This is a genomic window from Neisseria animaloris, from assembly GCF_900637855.1.
In the GTDB taxonomy this organism is placed as follows: Bacteria; Pseudomonadota; Gammaproteobacteria; order Burkholderiales; family Neisseriaceae; genus Neisseria; species Neisseria animaloris.
The window spans coordinates 1,319,617-1,338,434 of the sequence record NZ_LR134440.1 but is presented as its reverse complement, the minus strand read 5'-3'; the positions used below and the strand labels follow the sequence as shown (position 1 = coordinate 1,338,434).

The window sequence follows — 18,818 nt, the reverse complement described above, 5'->3', positions numbered from 1 at the left end:
GCATTTCTCTCTGTTAACGAAATCTGTTACCGTTTGACGCTAGATCCGTGTTTAGCGGTTCTAACACACTATTTATATCAACAGTATTGACCGTTCGCACAGCTACTGCAAAGCCGATGTTGAATTTGTCAGCACTGATTGAGGTAGAAGTTGGCGTAAAGAAGACAACGGTTCCAATGTATACGGCAGATATTTCAACCCGCAAACCAGCGAAGCTTGGATGTTGAAGATATACAGCCTGTATTCGTGAACAGTAAAGGGAAGTAGGTTGAGAGAAGGCCGTCTGAAAACCATTTAGATTTTTCAGATGGCCTGCAAACATCAAGTTAAACCGATTATTTATAGCCGACTTGTTTCATCAGCATCACGGCTTTTTTCTGGTTGCTGCCAGCTATCGATACATTGATTACGTCTTGTTTGAATTTGCCCCATTTGGCTACTTTCGGATCAGGATCGATTTTCGGGTTGGCCGGGTATTCGTGGTTTAGGTCGGCAAACAGGTTTTGCGCTTCGCTACCGCTCAACCATTCGATGAATTTTTGGGCTTGGGCGGCTTTTTTGGTGTATTTGGTTACACCGGCACCGGATACGTTAACGTGGGTGCCTTTGCCTTGTTGGTCAGCGAAGAATACGCCTACGGGCAGGTTGGGCTGTTTGTCCATCAGACGGCCGTAGTAGTAGGTGTTGGCAATGCCTACGTCGCAACGGCCCGCACCGATGGCTTCAAGCATGGCGGTATCGTTGGGGAAGGGATCGGCAGCCAAGTTGTTTACCCAGCCTTTAACGATTTTCGCGGTTTTGGCATGGCCTTGATTGGCAATCATGGTGCCGACTAAGGATTGGTTATAAACGTTGTTGGACGTGCGCAGGCACAGGCGGCCTTTCCATTTAGGATCGGCAAGGTCGGCATAGCCGGAAAGCTCTGCGGGCTTAACTTTGTTGGTGTTGTAGAAAATGGTGCGGGCGCGTACGGAAAGGCCGAACCATTGGTTTTTGGGATCGCGCAGGTTTGCAGGGATGTTGGCCTTCAAGGTGGCGGAGTTAATCGGTTGCAGCAAGCCCATTTGAGTGGCTTGCCACAGGTTGCCGCCGTCAACGGTGATGAATACGTCGGCAGGGCTGTTGCTGCCTTCGGCCTTGAGTTTTTCCATCAGCGGGCCTGCTTTGTCGTTAACCAGTTTGACGGTTACGCCGGTTTTCTTTTGATAGGCTTCGACAACGGGGCGCAACAGGTTGTCGGCACGTGAAGAGTAAACCACCAGTTCTTCGGCAAATGCAGGGGCAGCGGCCATCAGCGCTACGGAAACGGCAAGTGCTTTTTTCATCATGTTTGATCCTTTCGGGAAAATGGGATGGTGGCAAACTGTTTCTAACCGGTTGAATCAGTATGTTTTTAGGCGGGCCGGTTGAGCAGGTTTGCCGTACGGCTGTTATTTTAAAGAACAATCCAATCAGGAACAATATAAATTATCATTATTAACCAAAACAAGGTGATGTGATTTGCATTCTTCTTCTGCTAAACCGATAATAGCGCTCTGTTTCAATTCGAGTGCCGTCTGAAAAATTTATGAAGCTGTCTGTATCCAAACTGTTATTGCCGCGCCTGTGGCTGACGGCCTGTATTGTGCTGGTGTTGATACCGCTGGCCGTTATCGTGGCGGCATTGGGTGAGTTTGATGCCGAAATTTGGTCGTTTCTGCTCGAATACCAATTACCCGAGCTGCTGAAAAACACGCTGTTTCTGGTGTTGGGTGTCGGCTCGGGCGTAGCGGTTTTGGGCACTTCCTGCGCGTGGCTCACCGCGATGTATGATTTTCCGCTGCGGCGTTTTTTCTTTTGGGCATTGATGCTGCCGCTGGCGGTGCCGGCTTATGTGCTCGCGTTTACCCAGCTCGGTTTGTTTGACTACACCGGCCCGCTGAATACGCTGATACGCGAACGCTACGGCATTGAGCAGTTTTTGCCCGATGTGCGTAACGGTTTCGGTTTGGCGGTGGTGATGAGCCTGACGTTTTATCCGTATGTGTACCTGTTGGCGCGAAATGCTTTCGGCAGCATGGGGCAGCGTGCGCTGGAAGCGGGCGCGTCGTTGGGTTTGTCGCCGCGGCGGGCGTTTTTCAAGCTGGCTCTGCCGATGGCACGGCCGTGGATCGGCGGCGGCGTGATTTTGGCTTTGATGGAAGTGCTGGCGGATTTCGGCACGGTATCGGTGTTCGGCTACGACACGTTTACCACGGCGATTTATCAGGCATGGTTTGATTTTTATTCGCTGGAAACGGCCAAACAGCTCGCCGCTTTGTTGATTACGCTGGTGTTTGTGTTGCTGGCTTTGGAACAGCTCAGCCGCGGCAACCGCCGTTTCAATCAGTCGGGCAAGGCGCAGCAACACCGCCGCAAACCGCTTTCAGACGGCCTCAAGTGGTTTGCAACGGCTTATTGCAGCTTGATTTTGCTGTTTGCGTTTGTTATTCCGCTGGTGCAACTGATCGTATGGGCGCACGAAACTTGGAACGACGGTTTCAACACTTCGCTGTGGCTGCACGCATGGCATTCTTTTGCCGCCAGCTTTGCCGCCGCCGTATTGGTTGCCGTCGTCGCTTTGTTGCTGGCTTTGGCCAAGCGTGCGGATAAAAGCCGTTTCGCCGCCGTTGCCGCACGCATTGCTACGCTGGGTTACGGCATTCCGGGCACGGTGTTGGCAGTAGGGGTGTTCGTGCCGGTGGCGTGGTTCGACAATATTTTGATTGAACACTTAAATTTGCCCGAAGGCACTACCGGCATTTTGAAAGGCACGTTGGCAGTAATGTTGGCAGCGTATCTCATCCGCTTTCTTGCCGTCGGTTACGCGGCGGTGGAGGCGGGGCTGGAGCGCATCAGCCCTTCGCAGGCCGAAGCGGCGCGTTCGCTCGGCTGCACCGGCGGCGGCGTGTTGCGGCGCGTGTATCTGCCGTTGCTGAAAGGTGCAATCGGCACGGCGGTGCTGATGGCGTTTGTGGATGTGATGAAAGAAATGCCGATTACGCTGATGACGCGCCCCTATGATTGGGATACGCTCGCCGTGCGGGTGTACGCTTTCACCATCGAAGGGCAGTTTGCCAATGCCGCGCTGCCCGCCCTGCTTATCGTTTTAACTGGCTTGCTGCCCGTTATCCTGTTTTCGCGCACGGAGCAAAACACATGATTTTAGAAGTTTCCCAAATTAATCTTTCGTTCGACGGCAAACCCGTGTTGCAGGATTTCGGTTTTGCATTGGAACAAGGCGAAATCGCCTGCCTGCTCGGGCATTCGGGCTGCGGCAAAACCACCGCGCTGCGCTCGATTGCAGGGTTTGAACAGCCCGAAAGCGGCAAGATCGTGTTGAGCGGCACCACGCTTTCAGACGGCCTCACATCCATGCCGCCGCACCTGCGCCGCATCGGTATGGTGTTTCAGGATTACGCGCTGTTTCCGCATCTTACCGTCGCCCAGAATATCGCGTTCGGCATCAGTAAACAGCCCGCCGCCGAACGCCATGCGCGGGTGGGCGAGCTGCTCGAATTAATCGGCTTGCCCGACTACGGCAGCCGTTATCCCCATCAGCTTTCAGGCGGCCAACAACAGCGCGTAGCCCTTGCGCGTGCCCTTGCACCCAAGCCCGAGCTGATTTTGCTCGACGAGCCGTTTTCCAACCTGGATGCCGACTTGCGCGCACGCCTGTCGAAAGAAGTGCGCCAACTGCTGAAACGCGAAAACACCAGCGCGATTCTGGTCACGCACGACCAGCAGGAAGCGTTTGCCATGGCCGACAAAATCGGCATCATGCACGAAGGCCGTCTGAAACAATGGGATACGCCCTACAAGCTCTACCATGAGCCTGCCGACACTTACACCGCCCGCTTTATCGGCACCGGCGTAATGCTGCGCGGCAAGGTTAAAAGCTCGGCTTGCGTACAACTGGCCGTCGGCGAGTTTTGCGGCACCGTGCCGTTTGCCTGCCAATGTTGCAGCGAAGTGGACGTACTTATCCGCCCCGACGATATCGTGCACGACCACGCCAGCCCGATTACCGCCGAAGTGCTGGATAAGGATTTCAAAGGCAGCTATTTCATCTACACGCTCAAGCTCGACAGCGGCGAAACCGTTGCCGCCCAAGTGCCCGCCCACCACGACCACCCCGTCGGCAGCCGCATCGGTATCCGCATGGATTTGGAACACTTGATTGCGTTTGGCGTGTGAGCTGGATACGCATTCATAAAGAGGCCGTCTGAAAACCTATTTTCAGACGGCCTCTTTATGAATGCCAACACGTTATAATACTTAAAAATCAATCTGATAAACATTATCTGCCACGAGGTGTGCGATGATGCCGATTGTTCCGTCAAATCAAGTGGTTTTTGCCATATCGCCCGAGCATCCGCCTGTGCTGCGGGTGGCGGATGGCAGTCGCGTGCGGTTTGAAACCTGCGATTGTTTTGCCGACCAAATCCGAAGTGCCGACGATACGTTAAACAGTTTAGATTGGAACCGCATCAATCCGGCTACCGGCTCGGTGTTTATCGAAGGGGAGAAGCCGGGTGATACTTTGCGGGTACATATCTGCAGTATCGAGTTGGGCAGGTAGGCGGTGTTGGCGGCACAGTATCGGTAGGAGAGGCCGTCCGTTCTGCTTTGTGTGCACAGCAAGCTGGATATTAATCAGGCTGCCGCTTTGCAAAGCATTGCGGGAGATTTGCAGGTTTGCCAAGTGGCCGGCCCGAATAAAACCTGCCGTTTTGCGCTGCCGCGTGCAGTAACCGACCAACTCTGGGTATTCGGCTGCCGTAAGTATCGGGGTTTGGCGTACCGTATGGATTCCGATTGTGGCGGCTTGTGCGTCAAACCGAATGAGTCTTACTATAAAAAAGCCTGCCCGAATCATTGTCAGGCAGGCTTTCTACCGCTATTTATCACGATATTGTCCGGTTATTATCCGCCGTTAATGGCAGCCGCAGCTTTTTTTCATATCGATAACCATACGCCCTTGGATTTTGCCGTCGCGCATTTCTTGGAAAATATCGTTGGTTTCGTCGAGGGTTCGCGTTTGCACCACCGGCACTACGATGCCTTCCGCGCCGAATTGGAAGGCTTCTTCCAAATCTTTGCGGGTGCCGACCAGCGAACCGACCACTTCGATGCCGTCGAGCACGATGCGGGGAATCGACAAATCCATTGTTTCAGACGGCAGCCCGACCGCCACCACGCGGCCGCCCGCGCGCACGGCATCAACCGCCGAATTGAAAGCGGCACGGGATACGGCAGTAACCACGGCGGCATGCGCTCCGCCGGTTTTTTCCTGAATAAATTTGGCCGCGTCTTCTTTGACGGGGTTGACGGTTAAATCGGCTCCGACTTCTTTTGCCAAAGCCAGTTTGTTGTCGTTGATGTCGATGGCGATCACATGGGCGCCGAATACTTTTTTCGCGTATTGCACGGCAAGGTTGCCCAAGCCGCCGGCACCGTACATGGCAATCCATTGGCCGGGTTGGATGCCGGAAACTTTAATCGCTTTATAAGTGGTTACGCCCGCACAGGTAATGCTGCTGGCTTGGGCGGGGTCTAATCCGTCGGGCACTTTGACGGCGTAGTCGGCATCGACAATACAGTAGGTTGCCATTGCGCCGTCAGCGGTGTAGCCGGCATTCACTACCGAGCGGCAAAGGGTTTCGCGGCCGGTAACGCAGTATTCGCACGAACCGCAACTTTTAAACAGCCATGCGATGCTCACACGGTCGCCGGGTTTGAGTTTGGTTACGCCCGCAGCGGTTTCTTTCACGATACCGATGCCTTCATGACCGAGGACGCGGCCGGGTTTTTTGCCGAAATCGCCGGCAGCAACATGCAAATCGGTATGGCACACGCCGCAATATTCCACTTCTACCAAGGCTTCGCCGTTTTCAAGCGGGCGGATTTCGCGTTCGATAATGTCTACATTGCCGTTGCTGTCGGGTGTAACAACTGCTGCTTTCATTTTCATGATGCTTCTCCTCTAAACTGGTTTGATATGGGAAAAGGCTGACCGAAGTACGCTGGGTATTTGCTTTACGCAGTCATTTTTCTGAGACCACTCCGGCTGTACCTAAGTACCAGTATGCGCCGATTTTGCTATTAAGTAAAATCATTTTTATTTATAACCTATTGAAATTAAAAGATTTTGATATGTTATAACGATAGGAAATCTATTCCGGCTCCACTCTTCGGGCAGAGGGAATCCGTTTATACTTTTAGCAGCTGCGTTCAATTATTCCGGTGTCTGCTTTTATGTTGGGAAATTGTTTTCTTTCCCGTTTAAAGGTTTCACTGTATCGGCGGCTTTGACAGCGTTGTACTCTTTAAAACAACTGACCCGTTCCGGTTTTCTCATGCTACGGCTACGGTGATCACGATGTGTTTTACGAAGCGAACGGCCGGTGCAGCCTTTTGACGACCTGTAACTTGGACCAACCGCCATCTGAAAAACAGCGGCTTGAAAGCGGGGGTACGGACACCGTTTGCGGGCAGTTTGATGCATGCCTACCGCAATCAGCAGGAACTTTAGCAGCCTTATTAAAATCTAAATAATATCAATATGTTTTTGTAATAAGCATATCCATGAAAGCCGCATTTTCCGCGTTATTGTGCATACTGTGCCTGGCTGCCGCCGGCAGCGTTGCCGCCGAATCCCGCCCCCGTTCACCGCTGTTGAAACAACCCAAATCCGAGCTGGATTTTCCGCTTCAAGACAACCGTTGCAAACAGCGGATTTGCACGATGCAATACGAACCCGTTTGCGCCACGATCGAAGTCGGCGGCCGTACTTACCGGCAAACTTTCAGCAACAGTTGTATGGTTTGTTCGAGTCGGGGGATTATTACCAAAATCCGCAAAGGGGCTTGCGGCAACCACTATACGGTGATGTGATTTGCGCCGCATCGGTTTTTCAGACGGCCTGTTTGACGACGGGAGGCCGTCTGAAAACATATTATCAATACAGCCGATCGGCCAACCAGACACGGCTGCGCAAACCCCAATAACTGCTTAATCCCGTGGTGTTATGCACCGTTTTGCCGTTTTTCATCACAACTACCGTCGGTGTAACGGCCACCTGCCATTCCCGAGCCGTTTGCCCTTTCGGGTCGTTCACCGTTTCAAAGTCCAATCCCTGGCTCCTCATATACTTTTGCACCTGTTCGGGAGAGCCGGACTGCATGGCTACCCCCAATACCGGCACGCCCGCCCGATGCAGGCGGTCGATAACGGGGGAGGTGTATTTGCAGACACCGCACCAGCTCCCCCAAAAATAAACCACCACGGTGCGGTTGCGGCTCAGTTCGGTTAAAGTGAACTGCCGGCCGGAAAGCGTGTGCACCTGTTCGTCGGTAAAACCGGCAGGCTGTTCGGGTTTGCGCCACCAGTCGACCGCCAGTGAGACCAACAACAAAATAACGGCGGTTTGAAGAATTTGTTTGAACCAATATTTTGCTTTTTTCCGCATTTATCTATCCTTTAATTTTTTAAGGCCGTCTGAAACATTGCTTTTTCAGACGGCCTTATAGCATAAAAATACCTGCTTATGGTGATTAAGCCTGTATGATACGGATTGTAACAGTTTGTAATGACAGTATAATCACACGCTTATGGTTTGCCGCCCACTTTGCGGCAGCTTTCCTCAAAATGAAAAAACAGAAAGAGATTTACGTAATGACAAACAACACTGCAAACGGTGCTTCGTGCTGGAGAACGCGGCTGCGGGCAATGGGGCCCGGCATCATGATGGCTTCGGCGGCAGTAGGCGGCTCGCACATTATTGCATCTACACAGGCAGGTGCGCTTTACGGCTGGCAACTTGCGTTGATTATTATTTTGGCAAACCTGTTTAAATATCCGTTTTTCCGTTTCGGGCCACAATATACTTTGGAAACCGGCAAAAGTCTGCTGGAAGGTTATGCGGAAAAAGGCCGCATATACCTTTGGGTGTTTTTCTTAATGAATCTGTTTGCCACCATCATCAACACTGCGGCGGTCAGCGTGCTGTGTGCGGCTATTTTGAGTTTCGTGTTGCCCATCGGTTGGTCGGTAAACGTGCTGTCGGCGGCAGTGCTGGCCTCGGCGGTCGTTCTGCTGCTGGTCGGCCCCTACCGAACGGTGGACGCGGTTTCAAAAATCATCATGATCAGTTTAACGGTAACCACCGTAGCGGCGGTGGCGGTAGCCGCTTCCAACGGTGCGGCCGTGAAGCCCGGTTTCATCGAACCGAACCCGTGGAACCTCGGCGCGCTGGCGTTTATCGTGGCACTGATGGGCTGGATGCCCGCACCGATTGAAATTTCGGCTATTAATTCGATGTGGGTCGCCACCAAACGCAAACTTGAGCATGTGAGCTATGAAGACGGATTGTTCGACTTCAACGTCGGCTATATCAGCACCGCACTGCTGGCTTTAGTATTTCTGGCATTGGGTGCATTGGTTCAATACGGTTCGGGTATCGAGTTGAAAATGTCGGGGGCAGCCTATATCGGCCAACTGATTGATATGTATGCTTCAACCATCGGAGAGTGGTCGCACTGGTTGGTTACCTTTATCGCTTTTGCCTGCATGTACGGAACAACGCTTACTGTTCTCGACGGTTATTCGCGTACCAATATGGAATCGTTCCGCCTGCTGCTCAAAGGCGAGCGCAGCACCAACCGTATTTTTGCAGTATGGGTTGTTTTTGCGGCCGTTGCCGGGTTGTGTGTGGTGCTGTTTTTTAAAGGCGCGGTGCTGGCGATGCTGAAATTTGCCATGATCGCCTCTTTTGTCAGCACGCCCGTATTTGCCTGGCTGAATCTGAGCTTGGTGCGCAAGGGACGACATGCATTGCAGCCGTGGCTGATGTGGCTGGCATGGGTAGGATTGCTCTATCTGAGCGGTTTTGCCGTGTTGTTTTTGCTTAACCAAAGCGGGCTGGTTGCCTAGCCGGATTTACTATCCGTTACCGAGGCCGTCTGAAAGATTAAGTTCTTTTCAGACGGCCTTTTCGGTAGAATAAGCAAGGATTTACAGCCGCGCATAATATTCAGGTTATGCTTACCGTTCCAACCTAAAAGGATATCGATATGGATAGCAAACTCGGCTTTAAACCAATACCCGCTGCCATTGCAGTAGGGTTGGCCTTATTGATTTGGTTCGTTATTCCCGTGCCCGAAGGTGTAACACCCCAAGCATGGCATCTGCTGGCGATGTTTGTCGGCGTGATTGCGGCGATTATCGGCAAAGCCATGCCGATCGGCGCACTTTCGATGGTGGCGGTTATGTTGGTGGCCGTTACCGGCGTAACCGCCGAAAAGCCCGTCGACGCCATTAAAGATGCCTTGAGCAGTTTCGCTAGCCCGTTGATTTGGCTGATTGGCGTATCCATTATGATTTCGCGCGGTATTCTGAAAACCGGTTTGGGCGCGCGCATCGGTTATCTGTTTATTTCCCTGTTCGGCAAAAAAACCTTGGGCATCGGTTACAGCCTGGCCTTGTCGGAGCTGCTGCTCGCCCCCGTTACGCCGAGCAACACCGCACGCGGCGGCGGCATCATTCACCCCGTGATGAAAGCGATTGCCTCCAGCTACGATTCCGACCCCGAAAAAGGCACGCAAGGCCGCATCGGTAAATATCTGGCGCTGGTGAACTATCACAGCAATCCGATTACTTCGGCCATGTTCATCACGGCCACCGCGCCCAACCCGCTGGTAGTCGACATTATCGCCAAAGCCACCCATTCCGACATTCATCTGAGCTGGGGCACTTGGGCGTTGGCCATGTTGCTGCCCGGTTTGGCGGCGATGTTTTTAATGCCGCTGGTGCTCTATTTCATCTATCCGCCCGAAATCAAAGAAACGCCGAATGCCGCACAGTTTGCCAAAGAAAGGCTGAACGAATTGGGAGCGATGAACCGCGGTGAAAAAATCATGCTGGGCATTTTCGCGCTGCTGCTGATCTTGTGGGCGGGCGTGCCTGCCATGCTGTTCGGCAGCGGTTGGAAAGTCGATGCCACTACCACCGCCTTTATCGGCCTTTCGCTGCTGCTGCTTTCCGGCGTGCTGTCTTGGGACGACATTCTCAAAGAAAAAAGCGCGTGGGACACCGTAACCTGGTTTGCCGCGCTCGTGATGATGGCCACTTTCTTGAACAAACTCGGCCTGATTGCATGGTTTTCCGGCGTATTGGAAAACAGCATCGAACACCTCGGTTTGGGCTGGGTAGGGGCATCGGCACTGTTATTGCTGGCCTATATGTACGCGCACTATATGTTTGCCAGCACCACCGCCCACATCACCGCCATGCTCGGCGCTTTCTACGCCGCCGGTATCGCCTTGGGCGCACCGCCCATGCTGTTCGCCCTGCTGATGGCGGCCGCCTCCAGCATCATGATGACGCTTACCCACTACGCCACCGGCACGTCGCCCGTGATTTTCGGCTCGGGCTATACCACGCTCGGCGAGTGGTGGAAAGCCGGCTTCGTGATGAGCGTCGTCAACCTGCTGGTGTTTGTGGTTATCGGCGGTATATGGTGGAAAGTTTTGGGTTATTGGTAACTTTCATATTCATGTTAATGAGGCCGTCTGAAAAGCACTTGATAGAGTGTTTTCAGACGGCCTCATGCCGACAGCCGAACGCTATTCCGACATTTATCCGACAATCGTCCTAAACGTTAAGCTGATGCGCGGCCCGCTGATGCGCGTGCTTTTCATAACCGCATGCAGCCAATGGTTTTGGGTGTCGCCGCGCATCACAATCAACTGCCCGTGTTGCAGCATCATTTCCTTTTTTTCTTTGGTGCGCTTGTGTTTGAACGCAAACTTGCGCGGTACTCCGAAACTCACCGATACAATCACCGGCTGTCTGCCCAGCTCCGGCTCGTCGTCGCTGTGCCACGACATTCCTTCGAGGCCGTCTGAATAAAGATTGAGCAAACATGAATTGAACAGCGTCGGGTTATAGCGGGCGAGACGGCTTTCCACGACTTGTTTGACGGCTGCCAAAGTCGCCGTCCACGGCAAAGCGCGGCGCGTGATGCCCGAGTAGGTGTAGGCGAACGGCTCGTCGCCATACCATGCCGTTTGCCGGGCGGTGGTAATGTGTTTGCCGTAAAGCACAGCTTCGTCATGCCGCCACGGGGTTTCGCGCATCAATACGGCAAAATAACGGTCGGCGGTTTCGGCAGGGAACACTATGCCGTAATCGTTTACGATGCCGTCGTAAGGCAAAAGGTTGTTTTCCTGCTGCGGCAGGAGGGAGAATAGGTCGGTGGTCATACTGCAAACCGTTTTCGGACGGCCTCTGTTATTTCTCTTTCTTTCTCTTTGCCCGCGGGTGGGCATCGTCATACACGGCGGCGAGATGGTCGAAATCGAGTTTGGTGTAAATCTGGGTGGTCGATAAATTGCTGTGCCCTAAGAGTTCCTGCACGGCGCGGATGTTTTTGGCGGATTGCAGCAGATGGCTGGCGTAGCTGTGGCGCAGCATGTGCGGCGAAATGTGCTGCGGGCTGCCTTGCCGCAACGCCCATTCGCGCAGGCGGTTTTGGATTTGGCGGCAGCCGAGCCGCTTGCCGAGGCGGTTGGTGAACAGCGCGGTTTCCTCTCTGCTTGCGGCGCGGTGGGGGAGGTAGGCGCAGACGGCTTCGATGCTTTTGCCGCTTAACGGCACGCGGCGTTGTTTGTTGCCTTTACCGAGCACGCTCACCCAGCCTTCGTCGAGCAGAATATCATTCAGGTTTAAGCCGTGGACTTCGCTCAGGCGCAGGCCGCTGCCGTACATCAGCTCGAAAATAGCATGATCGCGCAGGCGCAGGGCTTCGTTGTCGGAGTCGTTGTCGAGCAGGTTGTTGAGTGTTTCCTGTTCGATGGCTTTGGGCAGGCGTTCGGGCGGCTTGGGGGCTTTGAGGTTGTGGGTCGGGTCGGCTTCGAGTAGGCCGTTCTGCACCAACCAGCCGCAATATTGCCGCCATACCGAAAGTTTCCGTGCCATGCTGCGCTCGTGCAGGTTTTGCTGTGAAAGTTTTTTCAGGGCGGCGACAAAATGACGGCGGTGCGGCAGCTCTTCACCGGTGTTTTCGGACAGCAGGCGGAACAGTTGCGCCAAATCGCGCCGGTAGGCATCAACCGTGTGCTGCGATTTGCCCTGCTGTTGCAGGGTTTGCAGATATTGCTCTTGATAACCGGTTAATTGGAAAAGCTGCATGGAAGAGGCCGTCTGAAAAATAGTTGGCTAAACCTGCTGTTTCAATAAGGGTTGGATATGCGACAGCACTTCGTCGAGAACGCGGTTGTTGTCGGCAATCCCCCGCACCCACCAGCGCAGTTCCAACGTGGTCGAGCTGTCGGAAACGGCGGTAACGGCGATTTCGGGGTCGGAAACATTGTCGCCGCACTGTTGTTCGACCGTACGGATAATCTGCTGTTTGACGGCCTCCGCATTCAAACCGGCAGGCAGTGTAAACGTGGTGCTTTGGCGGTAGCGGCCGCTGCTGGTGTTGACGGTAACGGGGGAGGTAAACAATTGGGAATTGGGTATCACGATGCGCCGGTCGTCATAAGTGCGCAGCGTGGTCGCCCGTATTTCAATGCTTTCCACCGTGCCCTCAAAGCCGCCGGACGAAATGCGGTCGCCGATTTTAAACGGCTCGCTCAACAGCAATAAAATGCCGGAAAGCAGGTTTTGAAAAATATCTTTGAAAGCAAAACCGATGGCCACCGAGCCGATGCCGAGCGCACTGATCAACTGCGCCGGTGTGAAATCGGGAATGGCAATCATCATGGCAGCGAGAAAGCCGGCAAAAACAATCAGCGCACTGCCGATGCGCTTCAACACCAGCAGTAAATTCATACGGTTGCTCAACCGGCGGGAAAGCAGTTTGACCGCCAAATACTTAAACAGCTTGGATGCAAACCAAAACAGTATGAATACCGCCAAAGCCACAATCAGATAAGGCACCCGTAACCAGAAGGCTTCCACCATGCTCTGGATGCTCGCAGTCATGGCTTGGTAACGGTCAAGACTTTGATAAATGCTGTTGCTGAATTTTTCTATGCTGTTCATACGGGTACCGAATCTTTTTAAAAAGGCCGTCTGAAAAATACGGCGGAGGGCAAACCGAATATACCATATCTCCCACTTGAAACGACGGCAGATAAAGCTGTTAGAATATCGATTATTTACTAAGGAGCCTGTTATGAACCGCAACGAAGCATTGTTCAACCGTGCCAAAGCCATCATTCCCGGCGGTGTCAACTCGCCCGTGCGCGCATTCGGCAGCGTCGGCGGTGTGCCGCGCTTCATCAAAAAAGCCCAAGGCGCATATGTTTGGGACGAAAACGATACCCGTTATATCGACTATGTAGGCTCGTGGGGGCCCGCGATTGTCGGCCACGCCCATCCCGAAGTGATCGAAGCCGTGCGCGAAGCAGCCTTGGGCGGTTTGTCGTTCGGTGCGCCTACCGAAGGTGAAATCGTGATTGCCGAAGAAATCGCCAAACTCGTGCCCAGCGTGGAACAGGTGCGCCTCGTCAGCTCCGGTACCGAAGCCACCATGAGTGCCATCCGCTTGGCTCGCGGCTTTACCCAACGCGACAAAATCATCAAATTCGAAGGCTGCTACCACGGCCATTCCGACAGCCTGCTGGTTAAAGCGGGCAGCGGCCTGCTCACGTTCGGCAATCCCAGCTCCGCCGGCGTGCCCGCAGATTTCACCCAACACACGCTGGTTTTGGAATACAACAACGTCGCCCAGCTCGAAGAAACCTTCGCCCAAATCGGCAGCGAAATAGCCTGCGTGATTCTCGAACCGTTTGCCGGCAATATGAACTTGGTAAGGCCGTCTGAAAACTTCATCAAAGCCCTGCGTTCGCTTACCGAACAACACGGCGCGGTGTTGATTTACGACGAAGTGATGACCGGCTTCCGCGTGGCATTGGGCGGCGCGCAATCGCTGCACGGCATCAAACCCGACTTAACCACCATGGGCAAAGTGATCGGCGGCGGTATGCCGTTGGCGGCGTTCGGCGGCCGCAAAGACATCATGGCCTGCATCTCCCCGCTTGGCGGCGTGTATCAGGCAGGCACGCTGTCGGGCAACCCCGTGGCCGTGGCCGCCGGTTTGAAAACCCTAGAAATCATCCAGCGCGAAGGCTTCTACGAAAACCTTACCAAGCTCACCGAACAACTAGTTAACGGTTTTCAGACGGCCTCGAAAGAAGCCGGCGTTACCTTCAACGCCGATTACGTCGGCGGCATGTTCGGCCTCTATTTTGCCGACAGCACGCCGCAAAGCTATGCCGACATGACCCGCTCCAACATCGAAGATTTCAAACGCTTCTTCCACGGCATGCTCGAGCGCGGCGTGGCGTTCGGCCCCTCGGCCTACGAAGCCTGCTTCATGTCGGCCGCACATACGCCTGAATTGATAGACGAAACCGTTGCTACCGCCAAAGAAGTGTTTGCCGAGATGGCGAATTAGCCTGTTTTAACTTAGCCGAAGCATTGGAGAGGCCGTCTGAAAAAACATTTTCAGACGGCCTCTCTGTTCATATCCGTTTATATCTGCGTCGGCTCCGCTGCCGCTATCTGTTCGGCAAAACATTCTACCGCCGCCCAATCGGTAAACTCAAACGTACCGGAAATATCCGTAGGGCCGTGAGTAATATGCATGATCATGCGGATAATCCACTTTTCAAGCAGCGAATATTTCGGATAGTCGATTTTACCCGCAAACACCGCAGCCAATGGCGGAACCCAGCCGCCCTTACGCACAAACTTGGCAAAATACGGATTGCCTTCAGGCGTATCCTTGCCGGGTTTACGCGCTACCGCACCCACGGAAAAGAACGCCGAAGCCGCCCGTTCTAAATCGGCGCGGTGGCGGTTTATAAACCGATATAAAACAGGCCGGTGGCTGCCGTAGCGGATACTCGCTCCGACGACTATCTTGTTAAAACGACGGCAATCCATTTCTATTGCCCCGCCGATTTCCACCAATACCGTCTCCTCGCCGTGCTTTTCCAATATTTCGGCAATGTGCCGACAGATTGCCAACGTATGGCCGTCGACAGTCGAATAAACAATCAAAGTAGCTGACATCATGGCACCGTTTCTTTCCGGCAGGAGGGATTGCTGATAACGGTAAGATTATACTGCGGATTAGGATAAAAGAAATGAGCAATAAATCGACAGAGGCCGTCTGAAAACAATGTTTCAGACGGCCTTTTAAACATACCAAACAGCTTTTTATCAAGCAAAAGGCTGTAATTGCTCGTTGATTTCCGTGCGCGCCAGATTATTCGCATAATTGCACAAAGTGGCCAACGCCACGCCCAGCACCACTTCCAAAGCCTGTTGCTCGTTATACCCCACATCAAAAAATGCCTGCAACTCGGTATCACCCACATTGCCTTTATTCGTCATCACCGCTTGGGTAAACAAAGCCAAGCGGTTGAATTTAGGGTCCTCTAAAGCCTGCGTGTTGCGCAAAGCCTCAATCGCCTGCGGGTCAAGCAAATTCTTTTTCGTACTCAAAGCAGTATGCCCCGCTTTGCAGAAACCGCACTCATTCAACACCGCCGCCGTAATCTGCACCACCTCACGCTCGCCCGCAGTCAGGCTGGTGGTGGCATTCAGCGCACCCACTTCCTGATACATCGCCAAGGCCGCCGGCGCATTGGCCAATACGCCAATCAGATTCGGCAAAAAGCCGTTGTTTTTCAGAGCCGTTTCCACACGACCTTTTGCCGCCTCAGGCGCGGATGCCACACTATGTACAGTTAAACGGGCCATACTTTCCTCTCTAGTTCTTTCTTTTGATTGAAAAAGCATTCTAGCAAGGCTACCTGAAAGGCTGAAATAACTGTAAGCAATATCGAAAAAAGGAAAAATTATATCTTGGTCGCTATATCTGTTTAGATTGCGGGTAAGACAAGGTCGTCTGAAAAACTTATGATACGTATTTTTCAGATGGCCTTAAATTCTATAAATAAACTGCCATATCATAGTGAGTTTTACCCTCACTTCTGGCATAAAGGTCAAAAGTGTGCCCGATGTTTTTAAATGGCAAAACACATTCATGTGGTTGCAGCGAAATAGCGAATCCGATCCGAAAATTCAACATTATCAATCATTTTGCTTACCCAGCTATGCAATATTGCTTCCACCGATTACCAACTTATATACCGGCTAGACAAACGAACCAGGAGAAAACAGCACGGTAAAAGTAAAGGCATTATTGTTCAGCCTGCCGGACATGCGTTTCATCACAAGTGTTTTCACTCCTGTTCCCAAACCCACAGAAAACAAAATATTCACGGTCAAATATCTAAAAATCGAACCGCAAGCCCACAGGCACGTCGCAACCGGTGAAATTATGGAGTACACCTTTGACTTCAAACCCATTGTGTTGGAAGAGAATAAATAGCTTGTTACATCTAACTGCCAACGAGTACCCATATAAAAAAGGCCGTCTGAAAATCTTATGGCAAGAATTTTCAGACGGCCTTAATGTTTATATACATCAATTATCATATTATCGACAGTAGTTGCTACGACGGGCTACACTGCCTATTTCATCATCATCTCGTAATGAGCAATTTGTTGTGTCTCTATAAAGATTTTTTTAAAAACATCTAAAAACTTCCGAATAGTATCATCATTCATCGCGAAATATTGCTCGTCATCAAGAGAATGCGAACCCGCATTTGCCCAATATAATAGCATTTCGCATAATCGTTGCTCCTGAATATCAGAAAATTTCTGTGGCAATTCATCTAACTCAACACCTCCCCAGATATGAAAATAATTCTCCAAAATCCTGCGCATAGTATTAGGTAAGTTATGATTTGATAAGTCCTGTTTTCTAACCTCCGACCATAGCAATTCATATGATGTATTTATAGGATTTCTATCATCATACCCTTCAATAGTTGAAAGCATATTATGTTTACGAATAATCCAAAATTTCTTTTTCCATGGTTTATAAGTTTTCAATTTTCGATGATTCGGAATTCGTTTTACAAATGTAATTTCTTTATAAAAATAAACGTTGTGAGTTAAAACAAAAATTTGCTTTATATATCCATTTCCATTTTCTGCATCAAGCAGTAAGTTCCTAATTAAAGTGCTAACAATAAATAAAATATCACTATCTAGACTTGAAATAGGGTCATCAAATACCACTACTCTATCAGCTGTAATGCCGTTATCGTCGGTACCTCCTCGCAAGAGGTGATAAAAATATAGAAAAGTAATAAAAGTCTTTTCCCCCTCACTTAAATTTTTAGCTATCTCTCCGGTATTTCGGATTAACTGATAGCCTCTCTTATTGTCAGAAATTTTGAGACTAAATCCATTAAAACCAAAATTTCTAAGCATTGAGTTAATTCCATCAACTGTTGGTTGAATGCTAGTTAATTTTACAGCCAACTCTTTAATTTCATGTTCTTTCTTAGTTTTTTCATCTTCTTTTTCCGATATTTTGGTAATTAAGCTAGAAATTCCATCACTAAAACCTTTAACACTCTTATTATATTTCTCAATTTCTGATTGAATTTCTTTTATGATAAATAACCAAATTTCACTATTCAATTTTTTCTTTTCATTTTCCGAATTGATAACAATGTTATTATGCTCATTAATTTTTTCATTAGCCTCAATAATTAATTCATTAATCTGGTTGATCACATCACCAATTGGATTTATTTTTAGACTTCTGCTAGGCTCATTAACCTTTTCATTTAGTATCCTAAGATTATTACTTAATCGTTCTGAAATTATTTTTTGCTCTTGTTGCAACTTTTCTATATCTAGAAATTTAGGATTTGATTTAATTAGAGATTCTAATGTTTCATTCAAGATTTTAATTTCTTCTTCGTATTGTTCTTTTATATCAATGATAGCTTGACTATCCTTTAAGAAAGCTTCATCAAAATAAATTTCAATTTGATTTTTTAGATTTTCTTGAACCTGCTGCTGGCAAAATGGACAAATATTATTACTTACTTTAAAAAAACTAATCCCTTTACGCACCCAATCACTATTGCCGAGTTCTGCAATTAGAGTTGAAATATTAACATCAGCACTACCTATAATTTTCTTTTGTAGAATAGGGTTAGTTTCGCAATCAATCAGAAATTCAACACTAATAGATGAAAGTTCAATTTCTGACTTTAAATCTGACTGAAATAAAGTGATATATTGTTTTTTTAAATCATCAATTTGCAGGTTATTAGCTTGCATATTATTTTTATTCTGTTCATATTCTTTTAAGACTTTATTCTTAAATTTTTCTTTACTGCTCATCAATCCAGTAAATATTTCTTGAAAGCAGCTTGCATATTTATTTTTTAACTCCCATACGGTTTCTTTAAAATTTTTCTCTAAATTCTGTTTTTCAATTTCTTTTTGTTCTTTTGATTTTTTGTCACTATCGATATTTTTCTGAATTTTTTCGTATTCTTGTTTGGCTACATTTATCTTTTTTTCAGCATCTACTTGGTCTTCACCAAGAGTAAAAATTCCTTTTAACTCTGCGCATTGATCGAAATTAAAATTTCTACTCACAAAATCATGATTGTATACCATTGATTGTAATGAATTTCCGTTTTCCCATATTAATGAACAGTTTGTAAATTGTGCAGGATTAGCAATAACTTTACTAATAGTGGTTTTCCCACTTCCATTTGCACCATAGAAAAAATTGATTTGAGCTAAATTATCAATAGTAGCTAATTGATAGGTAGCAGTATCTTGTAAAGTGATAGATTTCAACATTATTTGATAACCCCATAAAGTAATAGTTAAAAATT

16 protein-coding genes are annotated in these 18,818 nt (G+C 49.9%); 7 read left to right on the top strand and 9 right to left on the bottom strand.

From position 1 onward, the window contains the following. Positions 1–335 precede the first annotated feature (335 nt). Complete coding sequence (locus tag EL216_RS06155) at positions 336–1,325, bottom strand: extracellular solute-binding protein (RefSeq protein WP_172594920.1); 990 nt, start codon at positions 1,323–1,325, stop codon at positions 336–338. A gap of 242 nt (positions 1,326–1,567) precedes the next feature. Here EL216_RS06155 and EL216_RS06150 point away from each other — a divergent pair, with 242 nt between their 5' ends. The 3 genes from EL216_RS06150 to EL216_RS06140 all read left to right on the top strand — a co-directional run bounded on the left by EL216_RS06150 (position 1,568) and on the right by EL216_RS06140 (position 4,600). Next, a complete protein-coding gene (locus EL216_RS06150; RefSeq protein ID WP_085390152.1) occupies positions 1,568–3,181 on the top strand; it encodes an ABC transporter permease in 1,614 nt (537 codons plus the stop codon). Then, the gene (locus EL216_RS06145) at positions 3,178–4,215 is read left to right on the top strand and encodes an ABC transporter ATP-binding protein (RefSeq protein ID WP_085390109.1); all 1,038 of its coding nucleotides are present in this window, start codon (positions 3,178–3,180) and stop codon (positions 4,213–4,215) included. Before EL216_RS06150 ends, EL216_RS06145 begins: the two co-directional genes overlap by 4 nt. A 124-nt stretch (positions 4,216–4,339) precedes the next feature. Continuing rightward, entirely contained in the window at positions 4,340–4,600 is a 261-nt protein-coding gene (locus EL216_RS06140; RefSeq protein WP_085390110.1) for an acetamidase/formamidase family protein, read from the top strand. Positions 4,601–4,954: 354 nt separating this feature from the next. Here EL216_RS06140 and adhP read toward each other — a convergent pair whose 3' ends face one another. After that, positions 4,955–5,992, bottom strand: coding sequence for an alcohol dehydrogenase AdhP (adhP, locus tag EL216_RS06135; RefSeq protein WP_085390111.1), 1,038 nt, complete (start codon positions 5,990–5,992; stop codon positions 4,955–4,957). A 614-nt stretch (positions 5,993–6,606) separates the two neighbouring features. Here adhP and EL216_RS06130 point away from each other — a divergent pair. Next, entirely contained in the window at positions 6,607–6,915 is a 309-nt protein-coding gene (locus EL216_RS06130; RefSeq protein ID WP_085390112.1) for a Kazal-type serine protease inhibitor family protein, read from the top strand. 64 nt (positions 6,916–6,979) lie between these two features. Here EL216_RS06130 and EL216_RS06125 read toward each other — a convergent pair whose 3' ends face one another. After that, the gene (locus tag EL216_RS06125; protein ID WP_085390113.1) at positions 6,980–7,489 is read right to left on the bottom strand and encodes a protein disulfide oxidoreductase; all 510 of its coding nucleotides are present in this window, start codon (positions 7,487–7,489) and stop codon (positions 6,980–6,982) included. Between the two features lie 206 nt (positions 7,490–7,695). Here EL216_RS06125 and EL216_RS06120 point away from each other — a divergent pair, with 206 nt between their 5' ends. Next, the gene (locus EL216_RS06120) at positions 7,696–8,952 is read left to right on the top strand and encodes an NRAMP family divalent metal transporter (RefSeq protein WP_085390153.1); all 1,257 of its coding nucleotides are present in this window, start codon (positions 7,696–7,698) and stop codon (positions 8,950–8,952) included. 140 nt (positions 8,953–9,092) lie between these two features. Continuing rightward, positions 9,093–10,562 (top strand): DASS family sodium-coupled anion symporter, encoded by a 1,470-nt coding sequence (locus EL216_RS06115; protein ID WP_085390114.1) that lies wholly within the window; start codon positions 9,093–9,095, stop codon positions 10,560–10,562. Between the two features lie 93 nt (positions 10,563–10,655). Here EL216_RS06115 and EL216_RS06110 read toward each other — a convergent pair whose 3' ends face one another. From EL216_RS06110 to EL216_RS06100, 3 genes are read right to left on the bottom strand one after another with little or no spacing between them, the layout of a single operon-like run. Further along, positions 10,656–11,282: an alpha-ketoglutarate-dependent dioxygenase AlkB family protein gene (locus EL216_RS06110; RefSeq protein WP_085390115.1), complete on the bottom strand. Its 627-nt coding sequence runs from the start codon at positions 11,280–11,282 to the stop codon at positions 10,656–10,658. A gap of 28 nt (positions 11,283–11,310) precedes the next feature. Beyond that, on the bottom strand, positions 11,311–12,210 hold the full coding sequence (locus EL216_RS06105) for a tyrosine-type recombinase/integrase (RefSeq protein WP_085390116.1): 900 nt from the start codon (positions 12,208–12,210) through the stop codon (positions 11,311–11,313). 27 nt (positions 12,211–12,237) lie between these two features. Continuing rightward, a complete protein-coding gene (locus EL216_RS06100; protein WP_126300846.1) occupies positions 12,238–13,068 on the bottom strand; it encodes a mechanosensitive ion channel family protein in 831 nt (276 codons plus the stop codon). A 133-nt stretch (positions 13,069–13,201) separates the two neighbouring features. Here EL216_RS06100 and hemL point away from each other — a divergent pair, with 133 nt between their 5' ends. Next, a complete protein-coding gene (gene hemL, locus EL216_RS06095) occupies positions 13,202–14,485 on the top strand; it encodes a glutamate-1-semialdehyde 2,1-aminomutase (RefSeq protein ID WP_085390118.1) in 1,284 nt (427 codons plus the stop codon). Positions 14,486–14,562: 77 nt separating this feature from the next. On the opposite strand, the gene hemG is transcribed toward hemL, so the two are convergent. The 3 genes from hemG to EL216_RS06075 all read right to left on the bottom strand — a co-directional run bounded on the left by hemG (position 14,563) and on the right by EL216_RS06075 (position 18,783). Next, positions 14,563–15,108: a menaquinone-dependent protoporphyrinogen IX dehydrogenase gene (gene hemG, locus EL216_RS06090; protein WP_197720419.1), complete on the bottom strand. Its 546-nt coding sequence runs from the start codon at positions 15,106–15,108 to the stop codon at positions 14,563–14,565. Positions 15,109–15,255: 147 nt separating this feature from the next. Next, complete coding sequence (locus EL216_RS06085) at positions 15,256–15,798, bottom strand: carboxymuconolactone decarboxylase family protein (RefSeq protein ID WP_085390120.1); 543 nt, start codon at positions 15,796–15,798, stop codon at positions 15,256–15,258. A gap of 777 nt (positions 15,799–16,575) precedes the next feature. Then, complete coding sequence (locus tag EL216_RS06075) at positions 16,576–18,783, bottom strand: AAA family ATPase (RefSeq protein ID WP_085390122.1); 2,208 nt, start codon at positions 18,781–18,783, stop codon at positions 16,576–16,578. Positions 18,784–18,818: the final 35 nt, after the last annotated feature.